This is a genomic window from Actinocatenispora sera (genome assembly GCF_018324685.1).
Lineage (GTDB): Bacteria > Actinomycetota > Actinomycetes > Mycobacteriales > Micromonosporaceae > Actinocatenispora > Actinocatenispora sera.
In genome coordinates, this window is sequence record NZ_AP023354.1 from 4,381,613 (window position 1) to 4,399,977 (window position 18,365).

Genomic DNA, 18,365 nt, shown 5'->3' on the forward strand with positions numbered 1-18,365 from the left:
CGCCGATGATGACGATGGCTGGGCAAGCGGTGCCCGCCGGTGGCCAGATGGTGGTGCGGATGGCGGACGTGCTGGCGATCGACTTCGGTACGTCGAACACGGTGGCCGTGGCGGCGCGATCCGGCGAGCCGGCCGAGCCGCTGCTGTTCGACGGCTCGCCGTTGCTGCCCTCCGCGGTGTACGCACAGCCCGACGGCACGCTGGTGACCGGCCGGGACGCGGTGCACTCGGCGCGGCTCGCGCCGGAGCGGTTCGAACCGAACCCGAAGCTGCGCATCGACGACGGCGCCGTACTGCTCGGCATCGAGGTCACCGTGGTCGACCTGTTCGCCGCGGTGCTTCGCCGCGTCGCGGCCGAGTCGGCATCGCGGGCGAGGCGACCGGACCGGGTCGTACTGAGCCACCCGGCGAGCTGGGGCCCGCGGCGGCAGCAGACCCTGCGTTCGGCCGCCGGGCTGGCCGGGTTGGCCGACGCGACGCTGGTACCCGAGCCGGTGGCCGCGGCGATGCGGCTCGCCCGCGCGCGTCGGGAGCAGGACCCGGCGCCGGTGATCGTCTACGACCTCGGCGCGGGCACCTTCGACGTGTCCGTGGTCGACGGCAGCACGGTGGCCGCGACCGAGGGCCTCGCCGACGTCGGCGGCCTGGACATCGACTCCACCCTGGTCGCGTACGTGCAGGCGACCTACCGGGACCGGGACCCAGCGGCGTGGGACCGGCTGCGCCACCCCGGCACGGCCGACGACCGGCGGGCCTGGCGACAGCTGACCGACGACGTACGGGCGGCGAAGGAGATGCTGTCCCGCACGGCGCAGACGTTCGTGCACATCCCGCTCGTCGGGGTGGACGCGCCGATCACCCGCGAGCAGGTGGAGGCGATCGCCGAACCGTTGCTGGCCCGTACCGTCACCGCGACCCGGGCCGCGATCGTGGCCGCCGGGCTGCGGCTGCCGCCGCCCGGGCCGCTCTGCCTGGTCGGTGGCGGCAGCCGGATGCCGCTGGTCGCGACCATGCTGCACCGCCGGTTCGGTACCGCACCGACCCCGGCCGAGCAGCCCGAACTCGTGGTCGCCCGCGGCGCGCTCGAGATGCCGTCCGCCGGGCCGGCGCCCGGCATCGCGGCCCCGGTCGCCCCCGCGCGCGCCGCACCGGCCGCACCGCCGGCCGCCGCGGGCGCCACACCGGGCGGCACTTCGCGGTCGCTGGCCGGCGCCGCGCTGCAGTCTCCCGCGGGTGCCGCGGAGGTGTCGGGGTCCGGTGTGGTTGCGGCGCCGTCACCTGGTGCCGATCCGGCGTTGGGGGCCGGGGCGGCCGGGCCGGGGTTCAGCGGCACCGCTGGGCCGGCCGACCCGAGCGGGTCATCGCCGGGTACCGGGGGTTCGCAGCGCAGCTTCCGCAAGCATCCCGCCGCGGTGGCGGCCGAGTACGCGCTCTACGGGGTGGTCGCCGGCGTCGTCGTGGTCGCGTTCGTCTCGATCCCGACGTGGCTGGCCGACGGCCTGGGCCCGGACCAGGTCGGCGGGGCGCTGTTGATCGCGCTGCTGATCGCGCTGCTGTTCGGCGTCATCGTGCCGACGCTGGAACTGGTGTTCGGCGGCGACCACACGATCACCGTGTCGGCCGCCGGCATCGCCGCCACCGAGCGCACCCGCCGGGGCCGGCTCAAGACCTCGGTGACGGTGCGCTGGTGCGACGTCCGAACGGTGACGATGTCTCGGGGCCGCGACGCCAACGTCTCGCTGCAACTGCGCGCGGCCCGGCGGCCCGATCCCGCCATCGACCAGGACCGGCGGTACTCCGACGGGCGGATCTCCTTCCCGCTCGAACCGGTGGTCGCGATGCCGTTGCGGGTCGGCCCCTGGCGGGCGCCCCAGCTCGACGCGGTCGAACGGGCCCTGGTCGCCGCCGCCGGCACCCGCTACCGACGCGCCTGAGCGATCGCACCGGACCGGCAGCGATCGGGCCGGCCGTACCGGGCCGGGATCGTCGGGCCGGTGGCAAGGGATCGGGCGCACCGGCACGGGATCGTCGGGCCGGGGGCGCCGGGCCGGGATCGCTCGGTCGCGAGTCCCGGCGCGCGGCGGGCATCCGGCGCCGGCGGTCAGGCCGCGGGCTCGTAGTCGGGCAGGCCGGCGTCGGTGGCGAGCGACTGGGTGCTGGACAGCATCATCTTGCGCACCATCCGGTTGGCGAACATGCCGTTGCGCAGCGCCAGCCCGTACCCGGTCGCCGGGGCGAGGAACCGCCCCGGGTGGGCGCCGCGCTGCCAGCGGCCGGCGAACCGCCGCATCCGCTGCTCGTACGCGGCGAGCGCCGGGGCGTGTGCCCCCCGCGCCGCGGCCAGCTCGCCGGCCAGCACGTACGCGCCGACCACGCCGGTGCCCACGCCCATTCCCCCGAGGGTGACGCCCCAGGCGGCGTCACCGAGCAGCGCGACCCGCCCGGCGGTCCAGTGCGGCGCGTGCACCCGGGCGATCGCGTCGAAGTACAGCTCGTCGGCGTCGGCGAGGCCGGCCAGCAGCCGGGGCACGTGCCAGCCCATCCCGTCCAGCGCCGCGGTGACGAACGCCTTCTGCGCGTCCTGGTCGTGCCACCCCACGCTTGCGGCCCCCGACCGGAAGACGGCCATCGCCCCGGCGGTGTTCGCGACCCGCAGGTCGGCCGCGACACTCACCATCCGCCCGGGCTGGTTGAACTGCCGCGAGGTGCGGTCGGCGCCGATGTCGTTGGGCAGTTCCCACCCGGCGATGTGGTAGCCGAGGTGCCGCACGAACCGCGACTCGGGCCCGAACGCGAGCCGGCGCACCGCCGAATGCAGCCCGTCCGCGCCGACGACCAGGTCGTACCGCTGGGTGTCGCCGCCGGCGAAGCTGACCCGGACGCCGTCGGCGGCGTCGGTCAGCTCGACGATCTCGTCACCGAACAGGTACCGGCAGCTGCCGCGGCTGTGCTCGTAGAACACCCGGGACAGGTCGCGCCGGTACACCTCGAGCTCGCCGCCGGTGAACTCGGCCGGCAGGGTGAAGATCTCCCGGCCCTGCTCGTCCACGCTGCACATGGCGTTGCCGTGGGTCTGGATCTCCCGCAGCTCGTCCAGCACGCCCATCTTCGCCAGCACGCCGAGGTGGGTCGGGCCGCGGAAGTCGACCGCGAAGCCGCTCTCCCGCAGCGCCCGCGCCTTCTCCACCACCGTGACCTCGGCGCCGTGGTGGGCGAGCCACCAGGCGAGAGCGGGGCCGGCGACGCCGCCGCCGGAGACGAGGACCCGATAGCCGTTCAGCGTCGCTGCCATGACCGCTCCTTCATCTGTTTCCTTTGGATACAGATTACTATAGACACAGATCTGGCCCGCGGGCAAGCCGGATGGGCGGAACTGGTTGAGTGGCAGTTCGACGGCAGGGAGGAAGCCGATGGCCGTACGCAAGGACGCGCTCGCGTTGCTCTGGGACCAGCCGCCGGCCGGCCGGCGCGGCCCGAAGCCAACGCTCACGCACGCCCGGATCGCCGCCGCCGGTATCGAACTGGCCGACGCCGAGGGGCTGACCGCGGTCACCATGCAGCGCGTCGCCGAGGCGCTGGACGTCACCAAGATGGCGCTGTACCGGTACGTTCCGGGCAAGGCCGAGCTGATCGCCCTGATGACCGAGGCCGCGCTCGGCGCCGCGCCCGAGCTGCCGGCCGCGCCCTGGCGGCAGGCGCTGGGGGAGTGGGCGCGGCAGATCTTCGCCGGGTACGTGCGGCATCCCTGGGCGCTGGCCACCACCGTCGGTCCGCGGCCGGTCGGTCCGAACGAACTGTCCTGGATGGAGGTTGCCTGTGCCCGGCTTGCCGGTACCGGCCTGACCGGCAGCGAGATGCTCGATGTCGCCGCGACCCTGATCGGCCACGTCCGCTCGATCGCCCAGCAGGACGTGGCGGCGGGCTCGGCGGGCCCGGAGCAGGACCTGCAACAGGGCATCGCCACCGTGCTGCACGAGCACCGGGATCGCTACCCGGCGCTCACCGCCGCGCTCGACGCCACCGTGGAGCAGGGCGGCAGCGACCAGGCGCTCGACTTCGGGCTGGCCCGCATCCTCGACGGCGTCGAACTGCTCATCACCCGGCGCACCGGCGCCTGACCGTCCACCCGCACCGGCACCGCGTTGTCCACAGTGGACGGATCGATCAGAGCCACACCGCGACGCCGCCATGGCCGGAACAGGTACCCCGGCGGTGCTGGCTGTAGCTGTAGGTACCGTCGTTGCACTTGGCGGTGGCACCGGGTGGTGCCGCTGGTGCGCTGACCGGCCGGTGCACGCAGCGACCGTCGGAGTTGCGGTAGTAGTCCCTGCCGCAGGCGGCGGGGGTGTGCGGTGCGGTGGGCCGGGCCGCCGCCGTGGTGGTCGGCGCCGCCGAGGCGGGGGTACGGGCGCGCTGCGACGCGGCTGGCGAGGTCGTCGCCGGTGCCGGCGAGCTGGAGGTCGTGGTCGAACCGGTGGCCGCTGCCGTGCTCGGGGCCGGGTCCGGCGCGGTGCTCGCGAACATTCCCGGCTGGTTCCCCGCGGCCGGACCGCAACCGGCGAGGCCCAGGGCGAGCGTGAGAAGGAGCGCCCGCATCATCGGTCGGAGGCGGCGGTGTCGCGGGCCGGTGCGGGCAGTCTGTGGCGTCATGGCCATCTCCCGGGGTCGGTGGTCGCTCAGTCAGATGTGAGCGGCCGACTCCGGAACGTTAGGACGTGGCGTGATTGGTCACCATCGTCCGGTTGATTGGTTGCCACCGACCGTTCGTCCCGATCTCGGGTCGACTCGGCGGACGCTCGCCGGCCCGATCGGTGGTGCCGGCCCGTCAGCGGGTTTGCAGGAGTTGCTGGACGGACTGGGCGAGAAGCAGGACCGCCGGGTCGGGGCTGTCGGCCGACCAGGCGAGCCGGAACCGCAGCGGTGGCGGCGGATCGGCCAGCGGCACGAACCGGACGTCGGGGCGCCGCACGGTGTCGGCGACCAGGCTCGGTAGCGGCAGCAGCGCGATGCGGGCGGCGACCAGATCCAGCGCCGCGGACGGGTCCTCCAGATCATCGGTCACCGGGTACGGCGAGCGCGGCGGCAACGCCGCCACCAGCGCGGGCCACGGGCCGCCCGGCGGGCGCCGGGCCGGTACCAGCACGCGGCGGCCGGTCAGGGCCGCCAGCCCGAGCGCGCGACGGCCGGCGAGCGGGTCGCCCGCGGGCACCGCGAGCCGGTCGATCACCACCGTGAACAGGGGGATCGCGGTCAGCTGGATCGGCACCGGTGCGGTGAGGATCGCCGCGGTGACGCTACCGGCGGCGGCCAGTTCGGCGGCCTCCCGCTGGCCGGCCGAGCGCAGCACCACCTCGGCGCCGGGCTGCCGGCGGGTCAGCCGGCGGGCGATCCGGGCCGCGAACGTGCCGAGGATCGATGGATAAGCAAGAGTAATCGTCGGGCCTGCCGGCGCCGCCCACCGGTCCGCGGCGGCGAGTAGCGCGCCGGCCTCGGTCAGTACCGACCTGGCCGGTGCCAGCAGCGCCTCGCCGGCGGCCGACAGTCGCACCGACCGGCTGCTGCGCTCCAGCAGCCGGCAGCCGAGCACCCGCTCCAACCGGCCGACGGCCTGGCTGATCGCCGGTTGGGACAGGCCGAGCGAGCGGGCCGCGGCGGAGAAGGAGCGCAACTCGGACACGGTGACGAAGCAACGCACGTCCCGCAGCGCCGGCAACCGCTCCATCGTTCCTCCAGGCCTATCGCTATCCATAAGCATCGTAAATCAGTCCACCGTGCTGGCGTCCCGGGTCGTTAGCCTGCCCGGACCCGTACCTCGCAAGGCCCGAGGAGATCTCCGTGCCCCAGCCAGCCGTGCCGCAGCCAGCCGTGCCCCAGTCAGCCGTGCCGCAGCCAGTCGCACCACCGGTACCCGAGCCGGGCACCCGCGCGCCCCGGTTCCCGGCGGCGACGATCCTCGGGTACCCGCGGATCGGGCCGCGGCGGGAGCTGAAGCGGGCGATGGAGGCGTACTGGGACGGGCGCATCGACCTCGCCGGGCTGCGCGAGACCGGCCGCCGGCTGCGCGCAGAGACCTGGGCCGACCTGGCCCGGCGCGGCCTCGACGGCCAGGTGTCCAACACGTACTCCGACTACGACCACGTGTTCGACGCCGCGCTGCTGCTCGGTGCGGTGCCCGAGCGGTACCGGCGGGGCACGCCGGAGGACACCGCGTTCGCCGCCGGTCGCGGCGGCGACGGGCTGGCGCCGTTGCGGATGACGAAGTGGTTCGACACGAACTACCACTACCTGGTACCGGAGATCGGGCCGGACACCGGATTCCGGGCCGACCCGAGCAAGCCGCTGGCCGAGCACGCCGAGGCGCGGGCGCTCGGCGTCGAGACCCGCCCGGTACTGCTCGGGCCGGTCACGTTCCTGCTGCTGTCCGAGCCGAGCGCGGATGCGCCGGCCGGGTTCGCACCGCTGTCCCGGCTCGATGCCGTGCTGGAGGCGTACGAGCAGATCCTCGGCACGCTGGCCGATGCCGGGGTCGGCTGGGTGCAGCTGGACGAGCCGGCGCTCGTCGCCGACCGCACCGCGGACGAGCTCGCCGTGACGGCCACCGCGTACCGGCGGCTCGGCGAGCTGGCGCACCGCCCGGCGCTGTTCGTCGCCTCGTACTTCGGTGCGCTGCGCGAGGCGCTGCCGGTGCTGGCCGCCACGCCGGTCGAGGCGATCGGCCTGGACCTGGTCCGCGGCGAGCTGCCGGACGAGCTGGATACCTTGCGGGGCAAGGTGATCGTCGCGGGTGTGGTGTCCGGCCGGGACGTCTGGCGCACCGACGCGGGGCACGCCGCCGGGCAGCTGGAGCGGCTGCGCGGGATGGCGGCGACCGTCGCGGTGAGCACGTCGTGCTCGCTGCTGCACGTGCCGTACGACCTGGCCGCGGAGACCGAGTTGCCGGCCCAGCTGGCCGGGCGGCTCGCGTTCGCGGCGCAGAAGGTCGACGAGGTGGTGGCGCTGGCCGCCGGCGACACCGGTACCGCGCCGGCGCCGGCACCCGTCGCCACGCCGGCCGAGCCGCCGCCGGTGACGGAGCGCTCGCCGTACCCGGTGCGAGCGGCGGCGCAGGCGGCTCGGCTGGGCCTGCCGGACCTGCCGACCACCACGATCGGCTCGTTCCCGCAGACCGGCGAGCTGCGGGCGGCGCGCGCCGCGCTGGCTGCGGGCCGGCTCGACTCCGACGGGTACGACCGGATCATCGAGACCGAGATCGACCGGGTCCTGGCGCTGCAGCAGGAGCTCGGCCTGGACGTGCTGGTGCACGGCGAGCCGGAACGCAACGACATGGTGCAGTACTTCGCCGAGCACCTGGACGGCTTCGCGGTCACCCGCAACGGCTGGGTCCAGTCGTACGGGTCGCGCTGCACCCGGCCGCCGATCCTGCACGGCGACGTGCGCCGCACCGAGCCGATCACGGTGCGCTGGGCGCGGTACGCGCAGTCGCGGACCGACCGGCCGGTGAAGGGGATGCTGACCGGGCCGGTGACCATCGTGGCCTGGTCGTTCGTGCGCCGCGACCTGCCGCTGCGCACGGTCGTGCACCAGGTGGCGGACGCGATCCGGGGCGAGGTCGCCGACCTGGAGGCCGCCGGGATCGGCATCGTGCAGGTGGACGAGCCGGCCCTGCGCGAGCTGCTGCCGCTGCGCGCCGAACAGCGCGACGACTACCTGGACTGGGCGGTCGCCGCGTACCGGCGGGCGACCTCCGGTGCCGGGGACGCCACCCAGATCCACACCCACCTGTGCTATTCCGACGCCGATCAGGTGCTCGCCGCGATCGACGCGCTGGATGCCGACGTGACGAGCGTCGAGTCGGCCCGCTCGCACGGCCGGATCCTGGCCGAGCCCGCGGTGCGCGCCTTCGCCCGCGGCCTCGGCCCCGGCGTGTACGACATCCACTCGCGCCGGGTGCCGGCGACCGCCGAGATCGCCGCCGGGCTGCGGGCCGCGCTCGCCGCGCTGCCCGCCGGCCGGGTGTGGGTCAACCCCGACTGCGGGCTGAAGACTCGTGGTTATGCCGAGGTGACCGCCGCGCTGCGCAACCTGGTCGCGGCCGCCCACGAGGTGCGCGCCGCCGATCCGGTACGGCGTTGACCCGCCGTCGAACGGACCACGCCCGCGGCGGCGACCACCCGGTCGCCGCCGCGGTTCGCTGCGTGCTGCCGAGGGTCGCGGCGAGCGACGATGACGCACGGTAGTTCGCGATCGGGCGCGTACGGCGGCGTGCCGCGCCGCGTCCGCCGGTCGTCCCTCCGGTCGCCGGATACCCGCCGCAACCTGCATGTTCTACCGCAGAATCGACCGTTGACGCGCCCGGAGGCGTGCGGTAGCTTGCCGCTGTAGTCGTTTACAAGAACGTTTGCAACTGACCGTCCGGAGGGGAGCGGTGGGTTGACGCTGTCCGCACGCCCTACGCTCAGTCAGGTCGCCGACCTGGCCGGGGTGTCCGTCGCCTCGGTCTCCCGGGTCCTGAACGGACTGCCGGCGAGCCCCGAGATGACCACCCGGGTCCGCGCCGCCGTCGACTCGCTCGGGTACACCCCGGACGCGCGGGCCCGGTCGCTCAAGGTCGGCCGCACCGAGCAACTCGTCCTTGTGGTTCCCGACGTCGGCAACCCGGTCTACACCGGCCTGATGCGCGCGGTCGCCGCGGTGGTCAAGGACGCCGGGTACCGGCTGCTGCTGTCCACCGGCAACTCCGAGGTGGCCGAGGAGATCGCCATCCTGGACGGCCTGTCCAGCGGCTACGCCGACGGGGTGATCATCAGCCCGCTGCGGATGACCGAACCGATCCTGGACGCGCTGCAACGGCTGCGGCACCCGGCCGTGGTCATCGGTACCCCGCCCGCGGCGGTACCGGTGGACGCGGTGCAGGCCGACTCCGCCGCCGGGGTCGAACTGGCGATGCAGCACCTGGTCAACACCGGCCGGCACCGGATCGCGTTCGTGAACGGTCCGGTCGACACCGTGCCGGGCGTCGCCCGCCAACGCGGGTTCGACCGGGCGGACACGCGGCTGCTGGCCGGCGCCGGCCGGCGCCACGCGGCGGCCGCCTTCACCGTCGACGCCGGCCGCGAGATCGCCGGACGGGTACTCGACGACCGGCCGGACGCGGTGCTGTGCGCCAACGACCTGCTCGCCTTCGGCGTGATGCGGGTGGCGCACTCGCGCGGCATCCGGGTGCCCGACGACCTCGCCGTGGTCGGCATCGACGACACCGACCTGGCCGCGGTGGTCTCGCCCGGCCTCACCAGCGTCAACCTCGGCTCCGGCGAGCGCGGCGCGGCGGCCGCCCGGCTGCTGCTGGCCCGGATCGCCGACCCGGAGCGGCCGGCCGAGCGGGTCGTCGTCGACCCCTGGCTGACCGTGCGCGAGTCGTCCACGCCGGCACGGCAGGAAGGAGTCCGATGAGCCAGCACGCGACGCTGGACCCGCCGGTGCCGGCACCGACGGCGCCGGCCGCACGACGGCGGCGGCGCGACCGCGGCGGCACCATCCTGGTACTGCCGGCGCTGATCCCCGTCGCGCTGCTGTCGGTGTGGCCGCTGCTGCAGGGCATCTACCTCGCGTTCACCGACACCACGGCCGGGCGGCCGGGCGCGTTCGTCGGGTTGGCCAACTTCGCCGACCTCGGCTCGTACGGACTGTTCTGGGACTCGTTCACGATCGGGCTGATCTGGGCGGTCTCGGTGACGGTGCTGCAGTTCCTGCTCGCCCTCGGCCTGGCCGTGCTGCTCAACATGCGGCTGCGCGGGGCCGCGTTCGCCCGGGTGCTCGCGCTGATCCCGTGGGCGATGCCGCCGGTGATCATCGCGATCATGTGGAAGCTGATGTACGACCCGCGGTCCGGCCCGGTGAACGGGATCCTGTCCACGCTGGGCATCATCGACCACAACGTCAACTGGCTGGGCGACTTCTCCACCGCGCTGCCGGCGGTCATCTTCGTCGGCGTCTGGGTCGGAATGCCCGCCACCACGGTGGTACTGCTCGCGGGGCTGCAGTCGGTCGACCCGGCCGTACTGGAGGCCGGTTCGGTCGACGGGGCCAGCAGCTGGCAGCGGTTCTGGCACATCGTCCTGCCGTCCCTGCGTCCGGTGATCGTCGCCATCACCACGCTCGACTTCATCTGGTCGTTCAACGAGTTCGGCCTGGTGTACGTGCTGACCGCGGGCGGGCCCGGCGGCAAGACGATGCTGCCGATGCTGTTCGCCTACAACGAGGCGTTCAAGTACGGCAACTTCGGGCTGGCGGCCGCGATGGGCGTCGTCACCGTCGCGGTGATCGTGCTGCTGATGTTCGTGTACCTGCGTGCGCAAAGGCGGGCCGCCTCATGACCTCACGTCGGCTCACCCCCGGCCGGGCGCTGTCCTACCTGGCGCTCGCCGGCTACGTCGTCCTGCTCGGCTTCCCGCTCGTGTGGCTGCTGTCCACGTCGTTCAAGACCCCGCGCGAGCTGGCTTCGCTGTCGCCGAGCCTGCTGCCCGAGGAGTTCTCGCTGACCAACTTCCGGGCCGCGATCGAGCAGCAGGACCTGCTTCGCGCCGGCGCGAACAGCCTGATCGTGGCCGGCTGCACCACGGTGCTGGTGGTGCTCGTCTCGGTGCCCGCCTCGTACGCGCTGGCCCGGTTCCGCAGCCGGCTGCGCGGTGTGGCGATGGGCTGGATCCTGGTGTCCCAGGTGTTCCCGATCATCCTGATCGTGGTCCCGCTGTTCCTGATCCTCAAGCAGTTCGGCCTGATCGACTCGCTGGCCGGCCTGGTCCTCGTCGACCTGGTCTGGTCGCTGCCGTTTGCCCTCTGGATGCTCCAGGGGTACGTCGCGAAGATTCCCGCCGAGCTGGAGGAGGCGGCGGCCACCGACGGCGCCAGCCGGCTGCGCACCCTGACCCGGATCGTGTTCCCGCTGCTGCTCCCGGGCATCGCGGCGACCTCGATGTTCGCGTTCGTCCTGTCCTGGAACGAGTTCTTCTTCGCGCTCGTGCTCATCCAGGACCCCCAGCTCAACACCCTGCCGTTGGCGCTCGCCCGCTTCGTCGGCCAGGAGGGGCAGGTGCAGCTCGGCCCGCTCGCCGCGGGATCGCTGCTGTCGATGATCCCCAGCCTGGTCTTCTTCGCACTGATGCAGCGCCGACTGACCTCCGGCCTGCTGGCCGGCGCGGTCAAGGGCTGACCCCGCCACAGGTGAAGGAAGGAAACCCCTCATGCAGAGAAGGACGGCCCTGACCGCGATGCTCGCGGCCACGGCGGCGACGCTGACCGGCTGCGCGACCAGCGGCGGCGGCAGCAGCTCCGACGACACCGACGCCAACGGTACGGTGCACCTGAAGTTCCAGTCGCTGGCCTTCGCCGACACGACCGTGGCGCAGACGAAGAAGGCGGTCAAGGACTGGAACGCCAAGCACCCCAAGGTGCAGATCCAGCTGATCCAGGGCAGCTGGGACAACGTGCACGACCAGCTCGTCACCCAGCTGGCCGGCGGTACCGCGCCGGACATCATCCACGACGAGAACGCCGACATCATCGGCTTCGGCCAGCAGGGCTACTTCGCCGACCTCAAGCCGTACGTGTCCAGTGCGCTGCGCGGCAACGTCGCCGACGGGGTGTGGAACTCGCTGACCGTCGACGGCAAGCTGATCGCGGTACCCACCCTGCAGCAGACGTACGTGGTGTTCGCCAACACCACGGCGCTGGGCAAGGCCGGTGTCTCGGTGCCGACCGGAAAATCGCTGTCCTGGGACGACTTCCGGGCGATGGCGAAGAAGCTGACCGGCAAGGGCAGCCACGGCGTCGGGTGGGGTCTCAAGCAGCCGGCCGCCACGGTGCTCAACCTGTCCGCGAACTTCGGCGGCACCTGGTTCCACACCAGCGGAGACGACGCGAGCCTCACCGTCGGTACCGCCGAGATGCAGGTGCCGCGGCGCATCCACGCGATGGCCTACGACGACAAGTCGATCGACCCGACCAGCCTGACCCAGTCCGGCGGCGACGTACTGCCCGGCTTCTACGCCGGGAAGTACGCGATGATGGTCGCCGGATCGTATGTGGCACAGCAGATCCAGGAGCAGGCTCCCAAGGGATTCAGGTGGGCGGTGCTGCCCCCGCTGGCCGGTACCAGCAGCGCCCAGCCGGCCAGCTCGCAGACGCTGTCGGTGTCCAAGGCGACCAAGCACGTGAAGGAGGCGGCGCAGTTCATCGACTACTTCGTCGCCGACGCGAACCTGGCGAAGCTGGCGCAGAGCGACTGGCTGATCCCGGCGACCGCGAGCGCCCGCACCGCGGTGCGCGAGCAGACCGGCGGCAAGGACGGCTGGGACCAGATCCTCACCTCCGGTGAGAACCTCGTGGATGCACCGTTCCTGCACGTCAAAAACTACCCGCAGTGGAAGGACCAGATCGCCACCCCGTCGCTGCAGCGGTACCTGGCGAACGACATCGCCGCCAGCAAGCTCGCCGACCAGCTCACCAGCGGGTGGAAGCAGGTCGGGGGCGGACACTGAACCGCGACGCCGACGCGCCGGCCGGGCACCCCGAGCCCGGCCGGTCATCCGCGCCCGAACCCGGCCCGGTCGCCGCCGGCGATCCCGCCCGGGACCGGGCTCGGGGCTGCCTGCTGGGCCTGGCGATCGGGGACGCGATGGGCGCACCGGCGGAGAACATGACCGCCGCCGCCATCGCCGAACGGTGGGGCCCGGTGACCGGGTTCCTGCGCGACGAACCGGCCGGTACCGACGACACCGAGTACGCCGCGTTCAGCGCGCTGCTGCTGATCGAGCACGGCGCGGCGCTCACCAGCGAGCAGGTCGCCGACGCGTGGGTACGGCACCTCGCCGGTCGAGCCGGCGGCTTCCCCGGCGCCGGCTTCAGCGAACTGGGCACCGTCGAGAACCTGCGAGCCGGGCTGCGACCGCCCGCGTCCGGCCAGCACCTGCACTCGTGGAGCGACGGCCTCGCCATGCGTGCCGCGGTACACGGCGTGTACGCGGCGGGCGACGTCGCCCTCGCGGCCCGGCTGGCCGCCGTGGACGGCGCGGTCAGCCACGACGGCGAGGGCGTGTACGCCGGTCAGGCGGTCGCCGTGGCCGTCGCCGCGGCCCTGGCCGGCGCCGGCCCCGTCGAGGTGCTCGCGGCCGCCCGCCGCTGCGTACCGGCCGAGTCGTGGACGGCGGCCGCGCTCGCCACCGCCGGTACCGCCGCCGGGCCGGACGCGCTGCTCGATGAGCTGGTGGTGCGCGCGTACCCGTGGACCGATCTCGCCCCGGAGGCGGTCGGGCTGGCGTTCGGTGCCTTCCTTGCCGCCGGCGGCGAGCTGCGCCGGGCCGTACCGGGTGCGGTGGCGATGGGCCGCGACGCGGACACCACCGCGGCGATCGCCGGCGCGCTGTGCGGCGCGAGCCAGGGCATGGCGGGCATCCCCGCCGACTGGGCGGCCGCGGTCGGCCCGGTCACGGGCCGCTGCCTGGGCGAGGTCGTCGCCGGACTGACCATGACCGACCTGGCCGACCGCCTCGTCGCGGCGCGGTCCGAGGCGGCGCGGCCTGAGGCGGCGCGGTCCGAGGCGGCGCGGCCCGGGGCGGCGCGGCCGGAGGCGGCGCGGTCCGAGGCGGCGCGGTCCGAGGCGGCGCGGCCGGAGACGAGGACCGGACGATGACCGAACCGATCGACCGTACCGGCGCGGATCGTCGCCGCGGCGCGATCCTGGGGCTCGCGATCGGCGACGCCGCCGGCTGGCCGGCACGGGTGCACCGGTCCCGGGTGCTGCCGGGGTGGACCCGCCGGCTGCGCCGGGAGCTGGACACGTTCGCCGAGACCGAGGCGGTCACCACGCTGCCGGTGCCGTTCGCGCTCAACCAGGACCCGACAGCGCTGCGGCTCGGTCCGGGCGACGACGCGGAATGGGTCGCCTGGACCCTGGCCGGGTTGGCCCCGCTGCCGACCGACCGCGCGGCGATGCACGCCCGATGGTCGACCGCCGTGGCGGCGGGCACTGTCCCGGCGGGCCGGATCGCCGTGGCTGCCGCGGTCGACAACCTGCGGCGCGGGGTGCTGCCGCCGGACTCCGGGCGGCGCAACCCGCACCACTTCGACGACGCCGCCGCGATCCGGGCCGTGGCGTTCGGCATCCTCGGCGCCACCCCGGCACACGCGGCGACGCTGGCGGAGTGGGACGCCGAGGTGACCCACGCCGGCGACGGGGTCGCCACCGCGCGCGCGGTCGCCGTCGCGATCGCCACAGCGGTTTCGCCACGGCCGGCCCAGCGCCCGGATCCGGACCGGCCCGCCGGTGCCCCGGCACTGGCGGACGGGTCGGCCGGTGCCCCGGCCCCGCCGTACGGGGCCGGTGCCGCGACAGCGCCGGACGGAGCGGCCGGTGCCGCGGTGCCGGTGGGCCGGGCCGGCGCCGGAGCGGGTTCCCCGGCACCCGAGTCGAAGCTGCTCGCCGCGCTGGAGGCCGAGCTGCCGATCGATCGGCTGGCCGGGCGCACGCTGCGCCGGGCGCTCGCGCTCGTGGCCGGCGCGGGTACCCCGGCGCAGGCCGTACCGCTGCTCGACGAGCTGGTGGACCGGGTGTACAGCTACGGCTGCGCCGCGGCCCAGACCGTACCGGTCGCGGCGGCACTGACCGCGGTGGCGCTGCGCAGCGGTACTCCGACGATCGACGCGATCCTCGCCGCGGCCGCGCTGCCGTCGCTCGCCGACAGCGCCCCGGCGCTGACCGGCGCCCTGCTCGGCGCGGTACGCGGCGCCGCCGAACTACCGCCGTCCTGGGCCGAGACGTGTCGGACCCTGGCCGGCTGTTGCGACCCCACCCTCGCCGGGGTCGATCTGCTCGACATCGTGGAAAGGACCACCCGTGGCCAGTGAGAGCCTCGAATCGCGTGCGATCGGCTGCCTCGTCGGCGCCGCCGTCGGTGACGCGCTGGGCGGCGCGACGGAGGGCTGGAGTCCGGCGCAGATCGCGCAGCGCTGGGGCGGGTGGGTGGACGGCATCGTTCCGCCGTACTACCCCGACTGGCGCAACGCGCGGCCGATCGCCCCGTACCACAAGGGCGACGGGCACATCACCGACGACACGTTGATGACCCACCTGCTCGTCGAGGTGTACGAGCAGGCCGGCACCCACCTGACCGCCTACGACGTGGCGAACCGGCTGGTACCGCTGATGCTCGGCGAGCGCCGCTGGGTGCCGGAGCTGGAGGAGGCCGCGCTGCCGCTGCAGCGGGTGTTCCTCGCCGAGAAGTACCTGGCGCTGCGGCTGCACTGGGCGCACGCCGACCCGCGCGAGGCGGGCGTCGGCAACGCCGTCAACTGCGGCGCGGCGATGTACATGGCGCCGGTGGGCATCGTCAACGCCGCCGACCCGGACGCCGCGTACGCGGAGGCGATCGACCTCGCCGGCGCGCACCAGGCCTCGTACGGCCGGGAGGCGGCCGGGGTGCTCGCCGCCTGCGTCGCCGCCGCGGCCACCCCCGGCGCCACGGTCGACGACGTCGTGGCGGCCGCGCTGCGGCTGGCGAAGGACGGTACCCGGGCCGCCCTGGATGCGGTGACCACCGCCGCCGGCACAGTGACGCACTGGACCGAGGCGATCGAGTCCGGCGCGCTGCGGGCCGCGATCCGCCCGTACGACACCGTCGGCGACGACTACCGCGACCAGGGGCTCGGCGCCCGCCGGCCGAGCCGGGTGCACAGCATCGAGGAGCTGCCGCTCGCGCTGGGCATGCTCGTCGTGGCCAAGGGAGACTGGCGGGAGGCGGTGCTGGGCAGCGTCAACTACGGCCGGGACGCGGACTCGATCGCGTCGATGGCCGGCGCGATCGCCGGTGCGCTGCACGGCCGGGACGCGGTCGACGCCGACCTCGCCGCCGCGGTCGCGACCGCGAGCCGTACCGATCTGGTCGGGCCGGGGGAGCGGCTGGCCGCGGTGACCCGGCAGATCCGTACCGCGGACCGGGCCGCGCGCGCCGCGGCCGACGCCGGGTACGACGGGTTGCTGTCGTGATGCGCCTGACCTGGGTCCAACCCGAGGATCTGGTCGGGCACGGCCTGGCCCAGGCGGTACTCGACGGGGTCGACGTCACCGACCTGTGCGCCGCCTGGGTGGCCGCCGGCGGCGACCCGGAACCGTTGCACGCCGGCGCCTCCGACCGGCCGGCGCCTGCGCCCCTGCGGGTGCTCGCCGGCGACATCCTGGACGAGCTGGACCGCCGCCCCGCCGACCTCGACGGCACCGAGCCGACCGAGCTGGCCGCGATCCGCCGGTTGCGCACCGGTGCGGTACCGGACCGAACGGCGCCGCCGGCCGGCGGGTCCGACCACCACGACCGGGTGCACGGGGCGTGGCTCGGCCGGGCGGCGGGGTGCCTGCTGGGCAAGCCGGTGGAGAAGATTCCACGGGCCGGGATCCGGGAGATCCTCGAGGCGACCGGCCGGTGGCCGCTGGCCGACTGGTTCACCGCCGACGGGCTGCCGCCCGAGGTGGCGCGGCGCTGGCCGTGGAACCGGCGCAGCGCCCCCACCAGCCTGGCCGAGAACATCGCCGGGATGCCCGAGGACGACGACCTCAACTTCGCGCTGCTGGCGCTGGAACTGCTGGAGCGCCACGGCGTTGCCCTGTCCACCGAGGACGTCGCGCAGGCCTGGCTGTCCGAGCTGCCGGCGGGCCGGCTGTTCACCGCCGAGCGGGTGGCCTACCGCAACCTGCTGCTCGGCCAGGTACCGCCGGCGACCGCCACGGTTCGCAACCCGTTCACCGACTGGATCGGGGCGCAGATCCGCGCCGACGTGTACGGCTGGGCGAACCCCGGCGCACCAATCGCCGCCGCCGACCTGGCCTGGCGCGACGCGGTGCTCAGCCACACCCGCAACGGCGTGTACGGGGCGATGTTCGTCGCCGCGGCCTGTGCCACGGCGACGGTCGCGGACACCGTCGAGGAGGTGCTCGATGCGGGACTGGCCGCCGTACCACCGGAATCCCGCTACGCGCGGGCGGTCCGGTTCGCCCGGGCGCTGCCCGCCGAGCACGCCGACTTCGAGGACGCGGTGGACGCGATCGCCGGGGAGTACGGGCAGCTGCACTGGGTGCACGTGCTCAACAACGCGGCGCTGCTGACCGCCGCGCTGGTCTACGGCGCCGGCGACTTCACCGCCACCATCAGCTACGCGGTACGCGGGGGCTGGGACACCGATTCCAACGGCGCCACCGCCGGCTCGATCGCCGGTGCGCTGACCGGGGCCGCGGCGCTGCCCACCCGCTGGGTCGCCCCGCTGCGCAACCGGCTCGCCTCCACCCTGCCCGGCTTCGACGGCATCGGCTTCGACGAGCTCGCGGGCCGCACCGTCACGATCACGAAATCCCTTGCCGCGCAACGGAAGGAAATCTGATGGCCGATGTCGTGGTGCTCGGCAGCGCCAACATGGACCTGGTCGTGACCACCGACCGGCTGCCCGGCCGGGGCGAGACGATCGCCGGTGGCACGTTCCGCCAGGTACCCGGCGGCAAGGGCGCCAACCAGGCGATCGCCGCGGCGCGCGCCGGCGGTACGGTCCGGTTCGCCGGTGCGGTCGGCGACGACGACCTCGGCCGGCGGATCGTCGCCGCGCTCGCCTCCGCCGGCGTCGACACCACCGCGGTCGGACGTGCCGGCGTACCCACCGGCACCGCACACATCACCGTGGCGGCCGGCGGCGACAACACGATCGTGGTGGTACCCGGTGCGAACGGGACGCTGACCGACCTGCTGCCGGCGCACGCCTACGCGATCGCCACCGCCGACACCCTGCTGCTGCAACTGGAGCTGCCGTTGCCGGTGGTGCAGGCGGCGGCGACCCACGCGCACGCACTCGGCGTGCGGACCATCCTCACCCCGGCGCCGGCCCGCCCGCTGAGCGACGACCTGCTCGCCGCGGTGGACCTGCTGGTACCCAACGAGCACGAGGCGACGCTCATCGCCGGCGTCGACGACCCGTACCGGGCGGCGCAGCTGCTCGCGAAGCACTGCGACGTGCTGCTGACCCTCGGCGAGCGCGGCGCCGTCCACGTCACCGCCGACGCCGAACCCGTTGCAGTACCGGCGTTCCCGGTCACCGCGGTGGACACCACGGCGGCCGGCGACACGTTCGTCGGCGTGCTCGCGGTCGCGCTCGCGGCCGGCGCCGCGATGCCGGACGCGATGCGCCGGGCATCGGCCGCCGCGGCGCTGTCGGTCCAGCAACCCGGCGCGTCCGACTCGGCGCCCACCGCAGCCCGGATCGACGCCTTCCTCGGCGGCGCGGCATGACCCCCGAGGCCCGCCCGGAGCCGTCGACCTCCCGCCGCGTCAACCGCC

Annotated in this window: 15 protein-coding genes; 12 read left to right on the forward strand and 3 right to left on the reverse strand. The window is 74.5% G+C overall.

Going from position 1 to position 18,365, the window contains the following annotated elements; translation table 11 throughout:
- Positions 1-14 precede the first annotated feature (14 nt).
- Entirely contained in the window at positions 15-1,934 is a 1,920-nt protein-coding gene (locus Asera_RS20890) for an Hsp70 family protein (RefSeq protein ID WP_169745796.1), read from the forward strand.
- A 167-nt stretch (positions 1,935-2,101) separates the two neighbouring features.
- Here the strand turns inward: Asera_RS20890 and Asera_RS20895 are convergent, their stop codons facing one another.
- Positions 2,102-3,292, reverse strand: coding sequence for an FAD-dependent monooxygenase (locus Asera_RS20895; protein ID WP_030444521.1), 1,191 nt, complete (start codon positions 3,290-3,292; stop codon positions 2,102-2,104).
- A 118-nt stretch (positions 3,293-3,410) separates the two neighbouring features.
- On the opposite strand from Asera_RS20895, the gene Asera_RS20900 reads away from it, so the two are divergent.
- Entirely contained in the window at positions 3,411-4,118 is a 708-nt protein-coding gene (locus Asera_RS20900; RefSeq protein WP_030444520.1) for a TetR/AcrR family transcriptional regulator, read from the forward strand.
- Positions 4,119-4,164: 46 nt separating this feature from the next.
- On the opposite strand, the gene Asera_RS20905 is transcribed toward Asera_RS20900, so the two are convergent.
- Both Asera_RS20905 and Asera_RS20910 read right to left on the reverse strand, forming a co-directional pair.
- Positions 4,165-4,524 carry a DUF3761 domain-containing protein gene (locus tag Asera_RS20905; RefSeq protein ID WP_051801656.1) on the reverse strand — a complete coding sequence of 120 codons (360 nt, stop codon included), beginning with the start codon at positions 4,522-4,524 and terminating at the stop codon, positions 4,165-4,167.
- A 301-nt stretch (positions 4,525-4,825) separates the two neighbouring features.
- Positions 4,826-5,722, reverse strand: a complete 897-nt coding sequence (locus Asera_RS20910) for a LysR family transcriptional regulator (RefSeq protein ID WP_030444518.1) — start codon at positions 5,720-5,722, stop codon at positions 4,826-4,828.
- Positions 5,723-5,880: 158 nt separating this feature from the next.
- Between Asera_RS20910 and metE the strand changes: the two genes are divergently transcribed.
- From metE to Asera_RS20960, 10 genes are all read left to right on the forward strand, one after another.
- Entirely contained in the window at positions 5,881-8,133 is a 2,253-nt protein-coding gene (gene metE / locus Asera_RS20915) for a 5-methyltetrahydropteroyltriglutamate--homocysteine S-methyltransferase (protein ID WP_244843973.1), read from the forward strand.
- Positions 8,134-8,430: 297 nt separating this feature from the next.
- On the forward strand, positions 8,431-9,450 hold the full coding sequence (locus Asera_RS20920) for a LacI family DNA-binding transcriptional regulator (RefSeq protein ID WP_030444516.1): 1,020 nt from the start codon (positions 8,431-8,433) through the stop codon (positions 9,448-9,450).
- Positions 9,447-10,373, forward strand: a complete 927-nt coding sequence (locus Asera_RS20925; protein WP_030444515.1) for a carbohydrate ABC transporter permease — start codon at positions 9,447-9,449, stop codon at positions 10,371-10,373. Before Asera_RS20920 ends, Asera_RS20925 begins: the two co-directional genes overlap by 4 nt.
- Positions 10,370-11,209: a carbohydrate ABC transporter permease gene (locus Asera_RS20930; RefSeq protein ID WP_030444514.1), complete on the forward strand. Its 840-nt coding sequence runs from the start codon at positions 10,370-10,372 to the stop codon at positions 11,207-11,209. The genes Asera_RS20925 and Asera_RS20930 overlap by 4 nt, the downstream gene beginning before the upstream one ends.
- Before the next feature lie 31 nt (positions 11,210-11,240).
- Positions 11,241-12,536: an ABC transporter substrate-binding protein gene (locus tag Asera_RS20935; protein WP_030444513.1), complete on the forward strand. Its 1,296-nt coding sequence runs from the start codon at positions 11,241-11,243 to the stop codon at positions 12,534-12,536.
- Positions 12,509-13,687 (forward strand): ADP-ribosylglycohydrolase family protein, encoded by a 1,179-nt coding sequence (locus Asera_RS20940; protein WP_211255472.1) that lies wholly within the window; start codon positions 12,509-12,511, stop codon positions 13,685-13,687. The genes Asera_RS20935 and Asera_RS20940 overlap by 28 nt, the downstream gene beginning before the upstream one ends.
- Positions 13,684-14,901: an ADP-ribosylglycohydrolase family protein gene (locus Asera_RS20945; protein WP_035295380.1), complete on the forward strand. Its 1,218-nt coding sequence runs from the start codon at positions 13,684-13,686 to the stop codon at positions 14,899-14,901. The genes Asera_RS20940 and Asera_RS20945 overlap by 4 nt, the downstream gene beginning before the upstream one ends.
- Positions 14,891-16,039 carry an ADP-ribosylglycohydrolase family protein gene (locus tag Asera_RS20950; RefSeq protein ID WP_030444510.1) on the forward strand — a complete coding sequence of 383 codons (1,149 nt, stop codon included), beginning with the start codon at positions 14,891-14,893 and terminating at the stop codon, positions 16,037-16,039. Before Asera_RS20945 ends, Asera_RS20950 begins: the two co-directional genes overlap by 11 nt.
- Positions 16,039-17,421 (forward strand): ADP-ribosylglycohydrolase family protein, encoded by a 1,383-nt coding sequence (locus tag Asera_RS20955; RefSeq protein ID WP_030444509.1) that lies wholly within the window; start codon positions 16,039-16,041, stop codon positions 17,419-17,421. Before Asera_RS20950 ends, Asera_RS20955 begins: the two co-directional genes overlap by 1 nt.
- Positions 17,421-18,317: a ribokinase gene (locus Asera_RS20960; RefSeq protein WP_030444508.1), complete on the forward strand. Its 897-nt coding sequence runs from the start codon at positions 17,421-17,423 to the stop codon at positions 18,315-18,317. The genes Asera_RS20955 and Asera_RS20960 overlap by 1 nt, the downstream gene beginning before the upstream one ends.
- Positions 18,318-18,365: the final 48 nt, after the last annotated feature.